Below are 21,310 nucleotides of genomic sequence, written 5' to 3'. Positions count from 1 at the left end.
TAAAAAAAACGCAAAAACATAGTAGCCCATGCTTTTGCGTCAAAAATTAATATTTATCAACAACAACGCCTAGTGAAGAGGCTTTAATAAACGGCAAGCCCTGTAATTGTTTTAAGCCTTCTGCTGTCCCTGTTACGACAATCCCGTTAATGATTAGGTCGCTCACTGATAATTTGCCATCGTCGCCAGCGATTGTTTTATGCAAACGTTTAAACTCGCCTTGCCAGCGCGCTTTAAATTTCGTGCCTGAGCTAATCGCGCCGATAAAACGTTCTGCCGGTTCAAATGCAGGCTCCCCGTCTACATCAATTACCGAAAAACCATAAGCATCGCTTGAATGACGTAAAAGCGGTGTTTTGGAAAGAATCGTTCCATCCTCACCTTTACGATAACTGTACAAATCCTCGTCATATACATCATTCACCCATAGCCAAGTTTTTGTAATCCCTTTAGGAATAAGCGCCATCGCGTCTCTGGATGTATAGCCTTTATCAAATGATAACGCGATTTCAACGAGCTTTCCTTCAGGGATTTCATCAAGCAGCGCTAAATCGTCATTCATCTTTTCATAATCCATTTGCGGATAATAAAAGTTCATCGTACGATAACCAAAATCGTTATAGTGCACATTTTCGGTATATTCCGCGTTAAACGGCTTACCGAAATTCATCGTAGACGTTTTTCCCTGTCGTCCTAATCTTTCATCACGGAATAAGCCATAGCCGTAGCCACCTTCGCCGATATATACAATTTTGCCTTCTATGAGTTTATACTTTTTATAATGTGTTTCACCGCCTAAAATTCCCGGATATGTTTCTTGAATGCCGATAAATTCGTTCGGCCCGCTAATTGTTTGAAAATGATGAAATGAATCTTCAATAGGGTAGGCGAGTACTGGTATAAGCTTGCTGTTTGCGACAAATCCCACGATTAAAGCTGCAAATAGCACAATCACCGTAATCAGCACAGTTTTCCATGTACTTCTCCGTTTTGCCCTATTGATCGATTTCTCCATTTTTTTGATATTGAAAAGTTCGCCCATTATAGGTCCTCCCACTGTTTTTTGAGTGTTTTCCTTGCACGCTGCAAATATGTGCGAATATGATTTTCCGATACATCTAAAATCGCAGCCATCTCCTTGTATGAAAGCTCCATAAAATATTTCATCATGAGCAGCTGCTGATAAGTCGGCGACAGTCCCTGCAAAGCTTCGCGCAACTTTTCATTTTGCTCCTCAATGAGAAGAAGTTCCTCGATATTTAAGGAAGACTGAAATTTCTGCATTTCCTCATCACCTAAATAAACGGACTTCTTATTTTTGTTATACAATGTATAGTAGCGATGCAGTGCAACTTTAAAGAGCCATGCCCGCAATTTGCCTGTCTGAACTTGTGACAAGCACTCAATCGTCTTTATAATCGCTTCTTGCACGACATCCTCGGCATCTTCTTTCGTAGCCCCGATTTTTAATAAATATTTGAAAACAATATGTGCTTCCTCAAGCAAATATTGTTCCCATGCTTTGTCCATAGTTCACCAACTTCCGGATATCCATATGCTGAAAAATAAGGAGCATCTATCATGTGAAAAAAAATGAAATATGCTTTACTTATTGTAAGTTAACTTATTTATACAACTAATGAAAACCGAAAAAGTATACAAAAAGGAAAAAGCTTTTAAAAAAGGAACAAGAAGATGAGGAGTGGGTGAATGATGAAGGTTGTGATCATTGGCGGAGACGCGGCAGGCATGAGTGCGGCAATGGAAATCGTACGCAGCAATAAATCCGCGCAAATTGTCGTATTGGAAAAAGGGGATGTTTATTCTTACGGGCAATGCGGCTTGCCGTATGTGATCAATGGGAAAATTCCGCATACAGATGAACTGATTGCGCGCGATGTGGAAGAGTTCCGATCAAAATACGGCATCGATGCTCGCATTTTCCATGAAGTGACGGCAATTGATGTGAAATTGAAAAAAGTGAGCGGCTTCGATGTGAACAGCAACGAGCCGTTTGAATTTGAATATGATAAGCTGCTCATTGCAACAGGAGCCGCCCCGACAATACCGAAATTGGAAAATGCGGGATTGCAAGGCATTCATACAATAAAAACAATTCCCCAAATGAATGAATTGATGGAACAATTGCCGAATGTAAAGCATGTGACCGTTATTGGCGCAGGCTATATTGGGCTGGAAATTGTCGAAACGGTTCGAGAACGCGGATTGGACGTGCGCCTTATTCACCGCGGAAGCCGTCTTATGTCGATTTTAGACCCGGAGCTAACGCAAATCATCTACGAGAAAGCGCTGGCACAAGGTGTGGAAGTTCTTTTAAATGAAGAAACGATCGGTTTCGAAGGTACGGAATTTGTCGAAGCACTCCGTACAAAAACAGGCACATACCCTACGGAGCTAGTCATCATTGCAACAGGTGTGCGTCCGAATACACAATTTGCTCAAGGCTTTGCAAAGCTTGAAAACGGGGCATTGATCGTCAATGAAAAGATGGAGACGTCGATTGCCGATGTATATGCGGCCGGGGATTGCGCTTCGCATTATAATCGTATTAAGCAGCAAGATGATTACTTGCCGCTCGGTACAACAGCAAATAAACAAGGCCGAATTGCCGGCTTGAATATTGCTGGATTTAATCAAAAATTCCGGGGCATTGTCGGAACATCCATTTTAAAATTTTTCGATTTGCAAATCGGGATGACCGGATTGAATAATGAGGCCGCGGATAATTTAAATGAGCTTGTCGAAGCCTATGTAATGGAAGTGAATGATATTGCCGGCTATTATCCAAATGTGCGGCCGATGAAGCTGCGTATGCTGGTCGAACAGCAAAGCCGCAAGCTTGTTGGTCTGCAAATCGTAGGAAAACACGGTGTCGATAAACGGATCGATGTGTTTGCAACAGCGCTTTACAATGAGATGACTTTTGAAGAATTATTAGATTTGGATTTAGCGTATGCCCCTCCATTTAGCGGTGTATGGGACGCTGTTATGCAGGCTCCGAAACGTTACGGAAAAAAGGAATAAAACGCCGCAGGCTCCAGCTACTATTGGGAAATAGCTGGAGCCTGTTTTGTCTTTAAAAAGAGGTGTGAGTCAAATTGGTTCAAATAATTGTAAACAGTTATACGTTCGGCCATGCTAGCAGCTGAGATTGTCTGCAAAGGTGGAATCATGGAGAAGGCAAACTATTTGTTTTGAACTTATAAACACTATAGCGCAAAAATATTAATAATAGGTCCTTTTAATGTAACTGTAAATAATATGTAAAGTAGCGAGAGAGCGGCTAAACGCTTTTGTATCAAGATATTGTAGAGGTATGATGAATTTTTATTTGTCATTTTGTGATATTTATATAACAATAATATGACATGTATGACGGAAAAGGAAATTATAAAATGAGGACGCATTTCTTTGTGGAATTCATTTTGTATAAAAATATTAAAGAAAAACAAACTAATTTCATCATGTATGAGGAGGAAGAAGAATGAAAAATGATCGGCATGAAACATTTAATAAAAAGTCGAAAAATGCGCTAAGCTTGGGGAAAATGATTGAAAATACGAAGGGAAATATTGAAGAAGCCGAAATTAGCATGGAGTTCGCCTTTCCGGAAGAATTGGAGAACCTGGAGGAAAAAAATGCCCGGCGTAAAACGGCAATCGCTCAAATGGAAGAGCAGATAAGGGAAAAAAAGGCATTCCAAGCTAGAAAAGATTATTTTAAATAACAAAATAGAGCAGGAATTAATTGAATCAAAACCCCTTACCTAAAGCGTTAAATTAACAACGGTTTAGGTTTTTTCCTGTTAAATCCGCAAACAAAATAGAAAGGGAAACTTAAACAGCTAAGCACATGAACGCTTCCTGCAAACATGTTAAGATGGAAACATTATGTTTGAAGGAGTTGGTAAAAATATGGAAGTTGACGTGTTGTTTGAGGACAATCATCTTCTATTAGTAGAAAAGCCGGTTAATATTCCCGTACAGGCAGATCGAAGCGAAGACCGCGATTTGCTGACATTGCTGAAACAAAATATAAAAGTGCGCGATGAAAAGCAAGGGAATGTATATTTGGGTCTTGTACATAGGCTGGATCGCCCTGTTGGAGGGGTGATGGTATTTGCAAAAACTTCAAAATCCGCCTCGCGGTTATCCGACATGATGCGCAGGCATATTATTGAACGAAAATATGTAGCTGTTGTGCACGGATTACCGAAGAAGAAACAAGGGCAGCTCATCCACTATTTATTAAAAGATCACCGGAAAAATAAAGTATCGGTCGTTTCCTCCCATCATCCAGAAGCTAAAAAAGCAGTACTCGACTATGAGGTAATCGCGTTGCATAAAGGCTTGAGTCTCTTATCTGTAAAGCTCCACACCGGAAGGCCGCATCAAATTCGAGTCCAGCTATCCGCAATAGGTCATCCGATTTTCGGAGATCAAAAATACGGCGAATATATAAATAAGCGTGGGCAGCAGCTTGCACTTTGGGCACATATGATTCATTTTGAGCATCCCGTCCGAAAAGAGCCGATAACGGTAAATTCCTTGCCCCCGCATGAGCACCCGTGGAATATGTGGGAAGATATCTTCATCCGAAAACGAAATTCGTGAAAATATGAATGCTTGTCTAAAGCATAAGGGGAGGGGACAGGAACACTATTTGCTGTCCCCTTTGCATTATATTAGCATAATATGCCGATTCAAATTTCAATATACGAACAATAATTTAAATTGCGGAAAATGCCCATTTGCTTATAACTCATGCAAAATCCTTTCAGCAATTTTTTCGCATTTTTTTATCGCCCAATCATAATGGTTCACTGTGTTTGCAGCAAAGTAACTATATAAATTGCTTGTCTTCGTCCATTGATAATATTTCTTTGTAAAGATTTCTTCATCGTTATGTAATCCGATTAATTTCATGATCCGTTGATGGCTTAAAGTGACCCGCTTCATCGCAGTTGATAAAGTTACATCTTGATAGTGCCGCCAAATCGAAAAGTTCAGCTCTTGCAAGTCACGCCATTTATAGCCTGGTGCGGGCATAGCAGGCTTATCCCCATCCATCCCTTCCCGATACCAGCGTTCCAGCATCGCATGCCATTCATATAAATGCATGAGCACATCACGGAAATTTTTGTCGCGCCTGCTAATGTCAATGGTTAAATTGCGTTTTCGAGCAGGAATGCGGTTTATGAACGAAAACAATTCATCGAACGATTTTTGTGCCTGAACTAAAAGCTCCTGTTTTTTAGGCTACTCCATATTATTTTCACTCCCTTATTAAAAGCGTATCATATTTAAATGAAAAAATTTAGTGGTTTTTTCAGAAAATTCATTCTATTGGTAGCTATAAATTTAAATTGAATAGAAAATAATGTACGCTAAAGGAAAGAGCTTTTCATCAAAAAGGAGGACAACCTATGAATCGTTTTGAAGAGAAAGTCATCATTGTTTCAGGCGCAGGCTCTGGATTAGGACAAGCTGCCACATTGCAATTTGCAAAAGAAGGGGCAAAGCTAGTGCTCGTTGATTTGAACCAGGCAGGCTTAGACGAAACAAAAAACAAAGTGCTGGAAGTAGCGCAGAATGCTGAAATATTATTAGTGACAGCAAATGTCGCAATTGAAAGTGAAGTCGAAAACTTTGTCAGTCAAACGGTAGCGAGATTCGGCAAAATTGATGGCTTTTTCAACAATGCTGGAGTGGAAGGGAAACAAAATTTAACGGAAGACTATGGCATTGACGAATTCCATAAAGTTGTATCAATCAATTTGGATGGCGTATTTTACGGCATGAAGTATGTTCTGAAAGTGATGAAGGAGCAAGGATATGGCTCGATTGTCAATACTGCCTCTGTCGGTGGTATCCGCGGAGTAGGAAACCAATCAGGCTATGCGGCGAGTAAGCACGGTGTTGTTGGTCTAACACGAAATTCGGCAGTAGAATATGGCCAGTATGGCGTTTCTATAAAAGCGATTGCCCCCGGTGCGATCATGACACCAATGGTAGAAGGCTCACTACGTCAAATAGGCGGCGATAATTGGGAAGCGGTCGGCAAAGAATTCGTGCAGCCAAATCCGATGAAACGTTTCGGTAAACCCGAAGAAGTCGGTTACTTAGTTGCATTCTTATTGTCAAACGAGGCAGATTTCATTAATGGTGCAGTAATACCGATCGATGGTGGCCAATCTTATAAATATTAATCGTTCGCCCCTTATAAAAGTGAATTGAAAAGCGCTTTTATAAGGGGATTTTTAAAGAGGAAATCAGCCTGAAAGTGTCGCATCGTGCGAAAACGGCTGATTGCCCCTTATTCTATTAAAAATCTGGACGCAATTGCGCAGGGGTGTGATTGATGCTCATGTGAAGAGGCCCTCTTATTCGCCACCCCGCATAAAATGGCTGCAGCAGCAAGAACCCTCCTTTTTCGCTGATTGTAAGAGTTTGTGCATAATCTATTACTTTTCATCATTATATAAGATGTGGAAAAGTTTTACCTTTGCCATAAATGATGTCGAAATGACTATGTAAAAAATTGTATAATAGAGATTAAAGTTATTTTTATATTCCGAATTACACTAATTGTTAAAAATTATGGGGATAGAAGATATTTTCAAGGTGTTCCATAGAAGAAAAACGCAGCTTGCACGCCGTCTTTGGCGCAAAGTGTATTTTTCCACTATTCACCAAGCTCCCGTAAAAATTTATAAAGAAAAGAGGGTATCCAATGTTAAACGAACACACATCAACTATTGAGCAACAAGCAGAAGAGGCAATGCGCCATGACGAGCCAATAATCCAGGCTGCTGAAACATTATTCGTCAATGAATTCACGGACGGTATACTGAATCCGAATGCACCGATGCTAGGTCCGCTGAAAGATGGAGGAACAATCATTGCCAATACAGCACCAGGCTGCTGGGGACCGATGATCACACCAACAATCCGCGGCGGGCATGAAGTGACAAAGCCTGTATATGTAGAAGGAGCAGAAGTGGGAGACGCACTCGTCATTCAAATTAAATCGGTTCAAGTAACATCGATTGCCACATCTTCCGGAACGGATGAAGCACAGGGGGACCGCTTTATCGGAGATCCATTTGTGAAGGTGAAATGTCCGGGCTGCGGCAAGTTGCATCCACCGACAGTCGTACAGGGAATCGGCCAAGAATCGGTAAAATGCGCAACATGCGGGAACTGATACAACACCATTCAAAATTTCGAATGGTTATACGATGACATTCAATTCAAAAGGCGATATCGGTTTAACGGTCGGGAGAGAGGCTGCTCGCCGCATTGCACAAGATGCCAAAAACTTTATGCGCACTCCGGAAAAATCAACTCAAAATCCGATCACGTCATTTGCGCCGAGCGATTTAATCGGCGTGATGGCAAGAATGCGTCCGTTCGTAGGGCAGCTTGGGACGACCCCATCAAAAGCGATGCCCGATTCCCATAATGCAGGAGACTTTGGCACATTTTTAATCGGGGCACCACATGAATTTACGATGACAGAGGACGAGCTTGATATTCACCGTACAGATGGGCATATGGATATTAGCCGTGTCCGTGAAGGGGCAGTTGTCATTTGCCCGGTAAAGGTACAAGGCGGCGGTGTATATGTTGGCGACATGCACGCAATGCAAGGTGACGGCGAAATTGCCGGCCATACGACAGATGTGGCAGGTATTGTTCAGCTTCAAGTGAGCGTACTGAAAAAGGTAAACTTGGAAGGTCCGATTTTATTGCCGAATATAGAGGATTTACCGTATACAGCAAAGCCATTTACAAAAGAGGAAAAGCGTATTGCGCGTGAGCTGGCGGAGGAATTTGGCGTGAAGCAAGTAGAAGACAGCTTCCCATTGTCGATTGTCGGGACAGGCCCGAATTTAAACATAGCGACAGATAATGCGCTTGATCGGACGGCAAAGCTATTTGATATGACATTGGAAGAAGTGAGAAACCGTGCGACAATTACAGGCTCCATCGAAATAGGGCGTCATCCTGGTGTCGTGACAGCCACGGTACAAATGCCGAAATCGCTTCTTAAGAAAGCGCGTCTTTATAAAACAATTAAACGCCAGTACGATTAAAAATCTATGAAAAATCGGATAACACGGGTTCGGGGCAGCTATGCTGACATATAATTGATTGAAAGCGTTTTTATCTATTATTATTAGGGAAGTATGATTGTACTAGAAAAGTAGAGGGGATGATGCTATGCAGCCATTGATAAAAAAAATAGAAGCACTTGTCATCTCGATTAGCGTACAAAACGGTATTGGCATAATTGAAGCGATAAGTGAAAAGGACGAAAGCAAAAAGGCGATTTTCCGAATTACGGCAGAAACGCCCTTAATGACGAAGGACGCTCATCAAATCGGAGTTTCAGCTATTCCGGTTAAGGGAAAAATCATTGCGTTCGTTGATTCTAAAAGTCCATTGCCGATGATTTCGCCCCCGCATATCATTCCATTACTCGTCATTTTTGATCAATATGCCAAAAAAGGCGAAGTATGTGTCGGCGCATTTGACCGGATGCTTTATAGCGAACAGCTTAAGCTGAAGCTACATGTAAATGAAGCAACGGAAATAGTCGATTTAGCGGGGAAGCGTGTTGATCAAAATGATTTAGCCGGGAAAATGCTCTTTGTCTTTTATGATCGAGCGACCCGTAGTATGCCGGCACAAACAAATCCCGCAAAAATTATCGCGACAAATATTATGCAAACCGAATAATGAAAGAGCATATCGGTCTCTATTAGCATTTCGTATGATTTTAAAGTGAATTTCCTACGAAACAATACGAAAGAGAAGATATGCTTTTTTTATGCGATAAAAATTAACGTTTCAAGCACTGCTAAACTTTGTTATATTTTTGTAGAGAGAAAAGGTGGAAAAAGTGGAGGGGGATATTGTTGTTGCTTTCATTTGATGGGCAGCTCTTTCAACGTACGAACGGAGAAACAGGGGAGAAATTAGAGCAGGTTTTGGAAGAAGATTCACTAAAGGAAAAACATTGTGCGATTTGGGGCGCTTCAATGCAGAGTGCCGATTTTTTGCTGGACGAGGAGCGCGCACAGAAGTTTTGCTTTCAACTATTAAAGAACTATTGGGGTAAAATAAACTTATTTTTTTACAATTCCTTTCACGAAGCGAATTTCAATGTTGATATTGCCAATGAAAAGATGGAGCAATTCTTTTCACAGCCAAAAAATAAGCAGCAATTATTTTCATTTTTACATACACAGGGGGAAGTGGAGTTCGAACAGCTCGTCGAATTTATTTTTGCGAAACCTATCCGGACGCCACTTGCACAAACCGGGCTTGATAAAATATATGTGCAGAAAGTGAATAACCGCTTTTTCATCCAGCCGATTTATTCGGAGTATGCGGCGTATTGGAAAACGGTCGGAGCGAAGAAGATATATTCGCTGTTTTTACAGCTTCCTTTAAAGAAATTTGCGCGGCCCGCAGAGTTAATGGCGCTATTAAAAATATTGCTGGCTGGACAGTTGACGGTCAATCGGATAGCGACAATCATTCATAAACTTGTGCAAAAAGTGGATTATGAAAACCCGAAATCCGACGAATTAAAGCAGCTTCATATACTGAATGTCCGCACCCATTTCACGAGTGGGCGCCGCCATATGCTAAAGCTGCGCAAATGCATTTACGTTTTACAGCAAAATTGGTCGACTGGGCAGTTTGCGCTCAACAACAAAGAGCACACACTGCTCGGGTATATGCTCTTTCAGGAAGCGGTTTATAAAAAAAATCATATGAATATACTGGTGCAAGGCATGTATCTAATTGAAGAGGAACGCCTGAATGACCATGCGATTGAGCTTGTCGTGGAATATGCGGACGTTTTGAACAGTATGAATCCGCAGCCGCATGCACTCGTAAAAGACTACAGGCAAAATTATTTGGAGCATGTCTTTTATGAGTTGATTGATAGCGTTGTAAAAGAGGAGCGGTTCGAGCGTGGTGTCGGGTTATTAAAAAATTATGAGCTTGCAACATGCACGACGATTTTCGAACTGCTTCACACGAATGACCCCGACGCGATTTTGCATACGATAGAGGCGACTGTCCAGCGTGATATTGCCGGACTTGTCGACGGCTCCGCTCAGCTTATCCGAGAATCTTTAGCAACATGGCAAAGTGAATATTTGAACAAAGACAGCGAGTTTTATACGATCGCTAATATGACATCACAGCATGTTTGTAATCTGTTGAAATTATTATTTTATGCCGAACAAGATCTTTTAGTGGAAAAACTATTAGCTATTTATAAAAAATACTTGCTCATTCCTGAACATTTTTATGATTTGCGTCATTTTATTGAACGACGCACAGTCATTACCCGATAAATAGCAAAAAAATACAACTTCTTATGTGATTTTTTTCACAGCAGACAATGAACTCCTTCTATTAAACTTGTAGAAAGAAGGAGTGTGGATAAGATGATTAAAGCATTTTTATTAAGCTGTGCAGGTGTTTTCCTATCTGTACTGTTAGGTATGGGAATTTATTTTAGCTTAGTATCAGTAGGATGAGCAGCCTAAAAAGGTGAATCAAGCATTCAATTGAATGACTTTGATTCACCTTTTGATTATTTTAAGACACCTGCATTTGTGAGCTGGTCGATTTCTTCTTTACTATAGCCGTATTCTTTTAAAATTTCCTCGGTATGTTCACCCATTTTCGCGCCGACATATTGATAAGTTGGCTCGATCCCATCAATTTTTAAGGCTGTTCCAATTTGGCGTTGTGTAGTGCCATCACATTTAGGTATGTCTACAAGCATGTTGCGCGCTTTAATTTGCGGATGCTCACACGCTTCGTCAAAAGTAAGGACAGGTTCCACACAGCCATGAAAATCCTCATTAAAAATTTCAAGCCACTGATTAAAGGTTTTCGAGCAAAACGCATCTGCAACGGCTTCTTTAAACCGTTGCTGCGTATACGATGAGTCGTTGAATGTGCTATCGATCAATTCCGGGATTTCCAGTGCTTCACATAGCAGCTTACGGAATTGGGGTTCCAAGCTGCCGACGGAAAAATAACGTCCATCTTTCGTGCGGTAATAATCGTAAAACGTGCCGCCGTTCAAAATTTCCTGTTCAGGCTGTGGAGGTTGTCCGCTGCCGAGAAATTGTGTTCCGTATAGGGCGTTCATCGCGAACATCGCATCTGTCATCGACACATCAATAAATTTCCCTTCGCCTGTTTTTTCGCGGTGCAATGCCGAGGCTAATATACCGATTGCAGCATGCATTGTCCCCCCTGCGATGTCTGCAATCTGAATGCCCATGACGACAGGCTTCTTATCTTTTAAACGGGAATGATCGAGCACGCCGCCTATGGACAAATAGTTATTATCATGACCCGGCCGTGTTGCATATGGACCGGTTTGCCCGTATCCTGTAATTGCGCAGTAGATAAGACGCGGGTTAATTTCCCGCAGTGTCTCGTAGTCTATACCTAAACGCTTCATGACACCAGGCCGGAAACCTTCAATGACAATGTCGTAATCTTTGATGAGCTTTTTTATAATTTCAATGCCTTCATCGGATTTTAAATTGATTTGCAATGATTTTTTCGAACGATTCAAATGCTGGTGAATGTAAGATTCTTGGTCTTCATCATATGGCGGCATAATGCGCATCAAGTCCACTCGGCGCTCTGACTCAATATGAATAACTTCTGCCCCTAAATCAGCAAACATCATCGTCGCAAGCGGTCCTGGTAATAGCGAACAAAAATCCAAAATCTTTAATCCATTTAAAATTGTCATGCCCATCCCCCTCGTATTATGAAAAAACTTCACCTGTTTTGATACAGGTGTTTATTTTTTAATCAGTATTATAACAGTGGGCGCATTAAATTCCTACCATTATCCTTTTGATGTAATGAAAATTAATATTTAAAATATGGAAAGTTCCTGCGGGAAAGTAGAAACTGCCCTTAAAAGTAGAACATATCATGCGAAAAGTAGAACAATTCAAGCCGAAAGTGGAAAAATTCGTCCGAAAAGTAGAACCCGCCCTCCAAAGTAGAACCCATCATGCGAAAAGTAGAACAATTCGGCAAAAAAGTAGAACAATATCCGGGAAAAGTAGAACAACTCAAGCCGAAAGTGGAAAAATTCGTCCGATAAGTAGAACCCGTCATTAAAAGTGGCACTTCACCAATTCTTCTCCCATTTCCAAATAAAATATGAATATAAGAAAATCCATCCTCCTTAGATACAATTTTCTATTACCTATTATATTTTAAATAGTCTGAAAATTATAGTGCGAAAATGAAGAAAATTTGACGGAAATGTAAAAAAAGAGACTGCCCCGCAATTTTAAGGGCAAACTTTTTGCGACAGGAAACCGGGGAGCACAAGGGACTTCTGAGGCGAGTAACGGCAGGAGCAACACTATTCAGCTCATACTTAAATGTAGAAGAAAGGCTGTATTAAAAGTCGAATTGACTAATAACACAGCCTCAGCATTAAAGCGAATAAAAATTAATTGTGAAATACGGTCGGTTATTATCATTGAAGTCTACACCGACGAATGCATGTGTGAATTGTTCGCGTAAAATGTTTTCCCGGTGACTTAATGAGTTCATTAAAGCTTCATGCGCATGGATGGCACTATATTGACCGAACGCTAAATTCTCCCCCCACCAGTTGAACGTCATACCGCCATTTTTCATGCGGGCACCGCCACGCAAACCTTGCAGATCCACGTGGCCGAAGTAATCATTATTGGCCATGCTTGCACTATGGCTTCGGGCGATTGGGTTATGCTCGGGTGTATATATTAACGGATGTAAGCCTTCTGCAACACGTGCTTCATTGATCAGATGAATCATTAAATCTTCAAAGCCGTTCCGTAAAGATGTAGAGGGAGCGGCAAAGAATCCTGGTTTCGACATTTCTGCTCCAGCTTCTATCCATAATACAGAGCGCACACTGAAGTTTTTATGGGCATCATAAAAGAATGTCACGTATTGACCGCCAATTAAATAAGTGCCGCTCGTTTCTTCGTTGTACTTATCATTATAGTTTTGTCTATATTTCGTATTTTCTTTCATAATGGCTGCTAGTGGGGAACCGTATTTGGCTCTTACCGCTTCACGGGAATCCCCGATATTGATGCCGAACATTGTTTTTCCGATGCGTGTTTCATATCCTGCTACTTCAATATTATTTTCAGCGCCTATTAAGTGGAACTGGCTATAGTCGGCTGAAGGCATGTTCCAAAGTAAATCGTATTCAGATGAAAAAGTTTTGAACGCTTGAGCCGTTGCAGCTTCCGGAGCCGTTGTAAATGGAATGATAATTTTTTGATTCATCGCTTTCCCCTTTGTTGATTTCAATGAATTCGTCACGACGATTTTATATGTCGAATTGTAATTTAAGTTTGATGCAGGTGTTACGATTAACCTTTTACCGGAAAGAGAAGTTGTCACATCTATTTGCTGGTTGTTCGAATCGATTAAATAAACGCTGTTTGAAATGGAATCAGCTGCAATATTTTGATTGAAAGTGATTGTCCACTCTTTATTAACCGCTATATTTGAATAAGATTTCCATTCCTTTGTATCTGAATTATTTGTTATAAGTAATGTGCCGCTAAATACGATCGGTATGAATAGGGACATCATTAAGTTTGATTTTACCATTCTAATATTTCCTCCGTGTTGCTCACCTTTACTATCTTATAGTAAGTTCACTCGAAATTTCATGAGGAATGATCGCATACATTACTTATAATGGGGAATTAAAATAACCGAATAGTGTCTTACGGCTCTTATTTAATCCAAAAATATACATAAGCAATTTTTTGCTCTTAATTACAATACCAGACTTCCGTTATAAATTAAGGGAATAGCCGCATAAACGAGATGTAAATGGACATTTTAATTTACTGAAAATTTACAAAATTATGAAGTCACAATTTTGTCATTTTAAACTAGGTAAATCGATTTATTTTAATGCGGGATTTTTTAAGATAAAACAATTGAGTGCAAAAAATGGGGTTTTTTGAGGATTTTGTATGAAATGATTGCAGATTTTTCGAACGGCAGTATTTTGCTGATGATTAAAACTATTTTTGCAAGGGTAAAGTGAGGGTGGTTGGCTATTTATTATAGAACGGTTTTGCAATTCGACTTTGGAATCGATGCAAAACCGTTCCTTTTTTGTTTAGGCAGCAAACGACGGCATTTTTATTGAAGATTGTTTTCTAATTTAATATGAAAAACTGCATAAATGGCATACAGTTTTGCCGATTGTTAGCCGATATAAAGAGCGTACGTTTTAAGTAGATTTACCATGATTCGACAATTCTATAAGGGAGGTATTCTCTAACATGGACTCGAAAAAAGTACAAAAGCTTTCGAAGGCTACAATCGCAACGGTTTTAGCGACGAGCGGTGTAATAGTAGCGATGCCGCAACCGACAAATGCCTATTCATTTAGCGATTTAAATCCATATGCAGATTATTATGAGCCGATTTTGGATTTAGCCAACCGCAAAATTGCGACAGGCTATTCAGATGGCACATTTAAACCAAACGAAGCAATCACTCGTGAGGATGCCGCAAAAATGCTGGCATTGACGATTGATGTTAATATAACAAATCCGAAAAACCCGGGCTTTAAAGATGTGCCGATGAGCAACCCGAATTACCGTTACATTGCTGCATTGGCGGAGGCAGGGATCATAAGCGGCTATTCGGATAAAACATTTAAGCCGAAAGAACCGATTACACGCGGACAAATGGCGAAAATTTTAACGCTAGGCTTTAGATTCGGCGTTTCCTCAAAGCTCAATCACGGCTTCAAGGACGTTTCTGATAAAAACTCGAGCGCTTATTTTATCCAGACCCTCTATGACCTCAATGTGACGAAAGGAAAGACACCGGTTTCGTTTGATCCTTTCAATACGGTGACACGCGGGCAAATGGCAACGTTTATTTGGCGTGCGGAAAAGGCGGATCGCGGCAATCCTGTATACGCAGTCGGCGATATTGTCGGCGATCAAATATACATAAACGGTGTCGCCTATACAGTAGCATCACATTTACGCACTATTTTAAATGCAACGAATAAAAATGTTTTGCAGGGTGCCTATATTGAGGGGGATTTCTCGGGCAAGACGCTCCAGAATATTTCGAAGCTTACGATTAATGCGAGCGGAAATTCCTCGCGACTATTGGCACTTGACGGGGGATATTCCTCTTTTGCCGGAGAGCTTATCGTAAACGGCAGCTATGTGCGCCTTAAAAATATTAACTTTACAGGTCGTGTGGAAGTGGCGGAAGCACCGCGTCGTTCACTTGCCGCACTGGGAAATTCCCGGATCGCGAGCATCGGCAATGTGGCGTCGTTCATCGATTGGGGAAAGCCGACTGTCCCGAAAAATGAAGATTTCCTGAACCCGGTTGAAAACGAAACTTTACAGGACAAGCCCGACCCGAATAAGCCAGCCCATTTGCAAAAGTACACGGAACGCATGTCAAACCTGAAAAAATACGTCGACTTTGAAAACTCGGATGTGCGCCATTTATATGTTTCGTCAGACCGTACATTCGTAAAGGCAAACTATGAAATCGACCGTTTGACACTGCAGGGAAATGTCGCAAATGTTGAGCTGTATGCAAGCCCGAATGCCATGTATATCGACACAGATTACAATGTATCGATTTTCGGTGTGCATGATATTCGCTATGTATATAAAAATACGCTGAAAAATGTGTTCTTCAATACAGACAGCACATATGACTATTATTACATTACATCAAGCAACGGCTTCACGGATATTGGTCCGCATGTATACATTTCGACGGCCATTATTCCACCGAACAAGACGGTGAACGATGTGTTTGATGATTACAAAACAGATAATCCGAACATCGGTTATATAGAAGACGAAAATGGAAAAGCGGTTGACCGCGATCCAGTGGAAAATACAATCATCTCAGACGTAACAGGACCAAAAATTACGCAGCTGGATGTAGCAGCAGGCGGTTCGACGGCAGATGTGACATTAAAAGCAGATGAAGACGGAACTTACTACTATGTTATTAAGCGGGCGGATGAAAAAGCCCCTTCGATTAACGAAATTAAAACGGGCGGCACCAAATACAATGGCAATGGCCCAATCGTAATGGACGAGCCAGTAAAGTTTACGGTATCTGGTCTAGAGACATTAACGGATTATGTCATTTACGCGATCGTCATCGACAAAGCGGATAATGTATCAGAGAAGGAATCCCAGGAATTCTCGACAATTGACAATCGACCACCGACATTCCGCTTGGATAAAGGCGAAACGATGTATGGCGGGAAGCGTGTGCAATTCATCATTAAAGGCATTACCGAGCCAGGCGAGTATTACTACTATATCCGCGAAAAATCGCCTGTCACGATGCCAGATCCAACTGTCGATGAAATTATGAAGCGCTATACAGGAAAAGGCACGATCACAAAACCCGAGGATGTCGTAATTACCGAAACAAAATACGGTGCAGCCCCGGCAATTGGCGAGATTAAGCCAAACACGGAATATGAGATTTATGCAGTAATGGTTGATAAATCCGGCAACAAAATGCGCAACCCCGCACCGAAAATTACGATCAAGACAGAGGGGCCGGATTTAACGCAGCCGTACGTAGCTAATGAGGCTAAATTAAATTTAGTGGATGAGCAAAAGGGTATTTTCGAATTCGAAGTTTCAGAAGGATTGGACCCTAAAACAGCTCTTGATCCAAAAAACTATACTTTATCTGGAACAGGAATTTTAAACGTTAGCGGACAAAAAACAATTAACCCTACTAAAGTTGAAATAAGTGGTAAAAGAGTTCGTCTTACAATTCCAGCACTTAATGCATTGGTAAAGGGTGATACCATTCGTGTAACTGTTTCAAAGAATGTATTAGACTTAGCTGAAAATGAATTTGAACATATTGATCGTTATCCTGAAAATCAAAATGCGCCACGAAATGAAGCATACTATGTACACGTAGATAATGAAGTTCCTAAAATTGAGATTAAAAAAGTGTTAATTGAGAGTAACCGAAATTTAGTAGAATTTGTAGCATCTAAAGCTGGTACTTACTACTACATGATTTTGGAAGATAATTATGATTTTGAAGGTAAAGAAATTACACCACGAGATTTTGTTGATGAATTTGAATCTAAAAATATAAACGAGACAACAAAATTCGGTGAAAGAGGGCGTAAGGATTATACGGGTAATTTATTAAATCAGTATGGTCCAGCTGAATTAAATTTAAATTCAAAATCCATCAATATTGATTTTGATAGTTTAAATCCTTTTAAGAGTTATTCAGTATATATGGTATTAAAAGACCGTGCCGGATTACTGTCTCAAGAAATTGTAAGTATGCCAATTGTTGCAGATTCAAAAGCGCCGTTGATTTCAGACTTGAAAATGGTGCCGCAACAAGAATCGGATGAAGGTGTTACAATTAGCTTTACAGCAGATGAGGCTGGAGATTTATTGGTAATTCCTGTAAGGAAATATATTTTAAACGAGGCTGGGGAATATATTTTAAATAGCAAGTTCTTTGAAATGGTAGGTGGCGAGGCTGTATTAAAGCCGATTCCAAATGTATATCCTACAACAAGTTCCGACGCACAACGAACAGCTTTTAATACGCTAGCTACTGAAGCAGGCGGTAAGCAAACTGTTAAATTTAATAAAGGTATTAACTCGAGCATTAATATTACCGAATTGAATAAACATCAAGAGTATGGATTCTATATTGCTGCTGATGATACAAAAGGGGAAAAGGGGAACTTTACAATCTTCCAACGTAGTAATGAAGTATCTAATCCCCCTTCGCCAAATGAACCAAATGGTGATCAAATGATCCGCTATGCTTATACGGATGGGATTAAGCCATATATAACAAATGATGATAGCAAATTTATAGTTGGAAGTAATGAAGGTATTATACACAGGAATTTAGACGGAACCTTTACCATCACTTTTAATGAAGCTATCATGCGGGAAAAAAATACAAATAAAACAACTTTGACAAGCAGTACTTCGTTAAGTTCTATTTTAATGATTGAGGGTGGCACAATGGGCTCCACTCTATCTGCAAATGATTTTACTATTGTTAAGTATGAACTAGGGGCAACCACAACAAGTAAATCTAAATTAACAATTCGCCCAAGGGGAACAGCAAGTGTAAATCAGAATATTATTGTTACTATGAAAAATAAACCGGAAGCATATGATTATTTTGATCAAAATGAATTTGATTTGTCAAAATTAGGTAAGTATGTATATCCAGGGAGTATCACAAACACAATTGATTGGGTATCTATTACAGCACCATATTCACCACCTAAAGTGGACCCAACCGGAAATAGTTCTAAGACTATCTCTGTAGATCTAGACTCAACAATTGCAATTGCCAATGGTCAGCGTTACTATTATGCGGTTTCTGTGGGACCAGTAACATTAACTGAAAAAGAAATTATGGATTATGTAAGATCTACAGTGGTTAATGATGAAACTGATAAGATATATATTGGTGGTACGGGTACTATAACTACCTCAAGTCAATTAAGTGACTTTATTCCAATTGAAAATAAAGGCGAAGGATACTTTAAAGTTGGTCATTATTTCCACTTATTCACAATTGATGATTTTGGGAATGTTACTTGGGCTACAAATCCCGCAACACCTACAAGAATTCAAAAAATTGTACCTTAACCAAAATAGGTGTTTGTACTAGGATTTCCTGATTCAGGTTTACACATATTTCATTACATTTATATTTATTCATAGTTATTCGTTATACTATAATCCCCAACCCCACAAAGCGAAAGCAGCCTGGGGTTGGGTTCTCTTTTTGACAGTCAAATGCAGAGGGGAGAGGTATGAGATTCCCTCCATCGGGCTGCACAAACAATGCCTGGAAATAATGAAAATATCGGGCGGCAGATCTACTGATGGTCAAATGCAATTTAATGGTGTATACTATGTGTAATAAGATGATTTGCACAATATTAATAAATTCACCTATTACAAAGTGTATTTGTGTATTATTTAGTACTTTTTGTAATATGTGAATTTTTTCTTTTTGGGGAAATACTATCTTATTAAATAGAAATAATGGAGGTCATCTAAATGACACAAGGTACAGTAAAATGGTTTAACGCAGAAAAAGGTTTTGGTTTTATCGAAGTTGAGGGCGGCAAAGATGTTTTCGCTCACTTCTCGGCAATTCAAGGCGAAGGATTCAAATCTTTAGACGAAGGTCAAAAAGTTGAATTCGGAATTGAAGAAGGTCAACGCGGCCCGCAAGCTACAAACATCGTAAAACTTTAATTTTAATGATGTCACACATAAAAAGAGGCTCCCTTAATCGGGGATGCCTCTTTTTTGTTAGGGATGGCCAAGGGTGTACTGTTTTCTTGCAAAAGGAGCACGTACAATCCATTAAACTTACTGTAAATCATTAAAATGCATTTAATTGGTTTGATGAAAAATTCCTTTCTGAGCGTGATCCTGAAGAGAACCTCTTTTGTTTTACGACTCCGGAATCTTCTGTATCGGATGTGCAATCAATTACCCAGTATTTCTAGAATTCCTTGGCTCATCTGATTAACTTGAGTCATCATTGATTGAGATGACTGCAAAAGAATCTGATTTTTTTTCAATTCGGATATTTCTTTTGCTATATCTGCATCACGTAAATTCGACTCAGCTTTTGTTAAATTTTCTTCAGCGTTTTTAACATTGTTGTAAGCGTGTTCAAACATATTTTGATATGCACCTATTGTTGATCTTGCGTTTGATGCTTTCGTAATTGCGTTATCGATTATAGTAATTGCTGAATTTGCATTCTCTTGCGAACTAACAGACAGAGGATCGATATTAAGTTGCTCCACCGTTACACTGGGTATTGTCACTTTAACACTTTGTCCAGAATTGCTTCCTGCCTGTATATTTAAATATAAGAATGGAAGTTCGCTTTCCGCTGTTTCGCCAAAAACATTAAGTTTAAATACGCCGCTGTCATTAATTGGCCAATTAATGCCATAAAACTCGGGTCTGTAATCATATATATATAATTTTCCGCCGTCAGATGCTAGCTGTGAATAGTGCTTTACAAAACTTGTTGCCCCGTTTGGTAAGATGTTGGTGTTATTTGGAGTTGGATCATACACAAATCCTGGCTGACCATAAGCAGTTTCGATTATTTTACTGATTAAATCATTACCATCTGTAATTGTGCTTATATCAACCTCCATCACAGGATTAAGGTCGTTAAGCCTTGATGTATCCGGATTACCATCTACAAATTTAATACTGTAGGCTTGATTGCAAGAGCAGCAAGTATAGTAAACTCCTTTTCCGTCCAGCTTAGCTACATCACTAGCCGATTTAATATTATTAAAATCAATGATTGCTGTAGCGTAGTCAATTGAATTGTAAGTATATTTATCCGTTACTCCTCCACTAGTCGTAACTTGCTGAACATATTGGGCCAAAGAACCGGATGCTATACTGTTTCCATCTTTACCGGATGTTCCGGCGAGCAACAATATGCCATTAAATTCTGTATTAGAGGCAATATCGCTTATCCCTTTAATTATCTGATCTACTTCTTGCTGAATTTTTTGTCTATCGTCATCTGTTAAAGCATCATTTGAAGCTTGTACTGCCAGTTCTCTAAGTCGCTGTAGATTGGGGTCCAATATATTCGCCAATGCGCCATCAGCTGTGTTAATCAAAGACAATCCATCTTGAATGTTCTCCCCAGCTTGATTCAATCCCCGGATTTGTGCACGCATTTTTTCGCTTATACTTAAACCGGCAGCATCATCAGCAGCTTGATTGATTTTATAACCAGAAGAAAGCTTATTTAAAGTGTTATTTAATTCAGTGTTTGTGTTGTTATATCGATTTTGTGTAAACAAACCTTGATTATATCGGATTTGCATTCTCTAACCCCTTTACAGATTGACCTTAGTAAAATAATACTATTAAAACTCTATATAGTCTATTAAAATTAGGAAATTTGGATTTTGTGTAGGATTAAATACATATTTAAGTTGGGGAAATATTACTTGAAAATTATAACTTTATTAAAGAATTACTCGCACCCGGAGAGATTGCTTTTGGCAGCTCAGTAGAACTCGATAATACTAGATTTAACGGCTGTATTAAAGAGAATAATGGGGATATGAAAGTAGACGCTTCATTTACATGCAAATTTACGAAGCCGAGGCA

At 39.8% G+C, this 21,310-nt stretch carries 13 protein-coding genes and 2 pseudogenes; 9 read left to right on the top strand and 6 right to left on the bottom strand.

Annotated features, from left to right (window positions below):
* Positions 1-46: 46 nt before the first annotated feature.
* Complete coding sequence (locus ACTHOQ_RS14390; protein WP_440496840.1) at positions 47-1,042, bottom strand: anti sigma factor C-terminal domain-containing protein; 996 nt, start codon at positions 1,040-1,042, stop codon at positions 47-49.
* Complete coding sequence (locus tag ACTHOQ_RS14385) at positions 1,042-1,530, bottom strand: RNA polymerase sigma factor (protein ID WP_440496839.1); 489 nt, start codon at positions 1,528-1,530, stop codon at positions 1,042-1,044. Before ACTHOQ_RS14385 ends, ACTHOQ_RS14390 begins: the two co-directional genes overlap by 1 nt.
* A 183-nt stretch (positions 1,531-1,713) precedes the next feature.
* Between ACTHOQ_RS14385 and ACTHOQ_RS14380 the strand changes: the two genes are divergently transcribed.
* The 3 genes from ACTHOQ_RS14380 (at position 1,714) to ACTHOQ_RS14370 (ending at position 4,634) form a co-directional block, all read left to right on the top strand.
* Entirely contained in the window at positions 1,714-3,045 is a 1,332-nt protein-coding gene (locus ACTHOQ_RS14380) for an FAD-dependent oxidoreductase (protein WP_440496857.1), read from the top strand.
* 460 nt (positions 3,046-3,505) lie between these two features.
* On the top strand, positions 3,506-3,748 hold the full coding sequence (locus ACTHOQ_RS14375; RefSeq protein WP_440496838.1) for a spore protein Tlp: 243 nt from the start codon (positions 3,506-3,508) through the stop codon (positions 3,746-3,748).
* 187 nt (positions 3,749-3,935) lie between these two features.
* Positions 3,936-4,634, top strand: coding sequence for an RluA family pseudouridine synthase (locus ACTHOQ_RS14370; protein WP_440496856.1), 699 nt, complete (start codon positions 3,936-3,938; stop codon positions 4,632-4,634).
* 141 nt (positions 4,635-4,775) lie between these two features.
* On the opposite strand, the pseudogene ACTHOQ_RS14365 reads toward ACTHOQ_RS14370, so the two are convergent.
* A pseudogene (locus ACTHOQ_RS14365) lies at positions 4,776-5,264 on the bottom strand (ClbS/DfsB family four-helix bundle protein); the annotation flags it as partial.
* Positions 5,265-5,446: 182 nt separating this feature from the next.
* On the opposite strand from ACTHOQ_RS14365, the gene ACTHOQ_RS14360 reads away from it, so the two are divergent.
* From ACTHOQ_RS14360 to ACTHOQ_RS14345, 4 genes and pseudogenes are all read left to right on the top strand, one after another.
* A complete protein-coding gene (locus ACTHOQ_RS14360) occupies positions 5,447-6,229 on the top strand; it encodes an SDR family oxidoreductase (RefSeq protein ID WP_440496837.1) in 783 nt (260 codons plus the stop codon).
* Positions 6,230-6,801: 572 nt separating this feature from the next.
* Positions 6,802-8,119, top strand: a pseudogene (locus tag ACTHOQ_RS14355) (acetamidase/formamidase family protein).
* 127 nt (positions 8,120-8,246) lie between these two features.
* Entirely contained in the window at positions 8,247-8,765 is a 519-nt protein-coding gene (locus ACTHOQ_RS14350; RefSeq protein WP_440496836.1) for a hypothetical protein, read from the top strand.
* 179 nt (positions 8,766-8,944) lie between these two features.
* Positions 8,945-10,402, top strand: a complete 1,458-nt coding sequence (locus ACTHOQ_RS14345) for a Fe-S-cluster redox enzyme (RefSeq protein ID WP_440496835.1) — start codon at positions 8,945-8,947, stop codon at positions 10,400-10,402.
* A gap of 242 nt (positions 10,403-10,644) precedes the next feature.
* On the opposite strand, the gene ACTHOQ_RS14340 is transcribed toward ACTHOQ_RS14345, so the two are convergent.
* Positions 10,645-11,829, bottom strand: coding sequence for a CaiB/BaiF CoA transferase family protein (locus ACTHOQ_RS14340; protein WP_440496834.1), 1,185 nt, complete (start codon positions 11,827-11,829; stop codon positions 10,645-10,647).
* 704 nt (positions 11,830-12,533) lie between these two features.
* On the bottom strand, positions 12,534-13,712 hold the full coding sequence (locus tag ACTHOQ_RS14335) for an Ig-like domain-containing protein (protein WP_440496833.1): 1,179 nt from the start codon (positions 13,710-13,712) through the stop codon (positions 12,534-12,536).
* A gap of 689 nt (positions 13,713-14,401) precedes the next feature.
* On the opposite strand from ACTHOQ_RS14335, the gene ACTHOQ_RS14330 reads away from it, so the two are divergent.
* Both ACTHOQ_RS14330 and ACTHOQ_RS14325 read left to right on the top strand, forming a co-directional pair.
* Positions 14,402-18,784, top strand: a complete 4,383-nt coding sequence (locus tag ACTHOQ_RS14330; protein ID WP_440496832.1) for an S-layer homology domain-containing protein — start codon at positions 14,402-14,404, stop codon at positions 18,782-18,784.
* Positions 18,785-19,201: 417 nt separating this feature from the next.
* Entirely contained in the window at positions 19,202-19,402 is a 201-nt protein-coding gene (locus ACTHOQ_RS14325; protein ID WP_440496831.1) for a cold-shock protein, read from the top strand.
* A gap of 236 nt (positions 19,403-19,638) precedes the next feature.
* On the opposite strand, the gene ACTHOQ_RS14320 is transcribed toward ACTHOQ_RS14325, so the two are convergent.
* Entirely contained in the window at positions 19,639-21,021 is a 1,383-nt protein-coding gene (locus ACTHOQ_RS14320; protein ID WP_440496830.1) for a flagellin N-terminal helical domain-containing protein, read from the bottom strand.
* Positions 21,022-21,310: the final 289 nt, after the last annotated feature.

Source organism: Solibacillus silvestris (genome assembly GCF_051967575.1).
Classification (GTDB): Bacteria; Bacillota; Bacilli; order Bacillales_A; family Planococcaceae; genus Solibacillus; species Solibacillus silvestris_B.
This window is presented reverse-complemented; position numbering and strand designations above follow the sequence as displayed.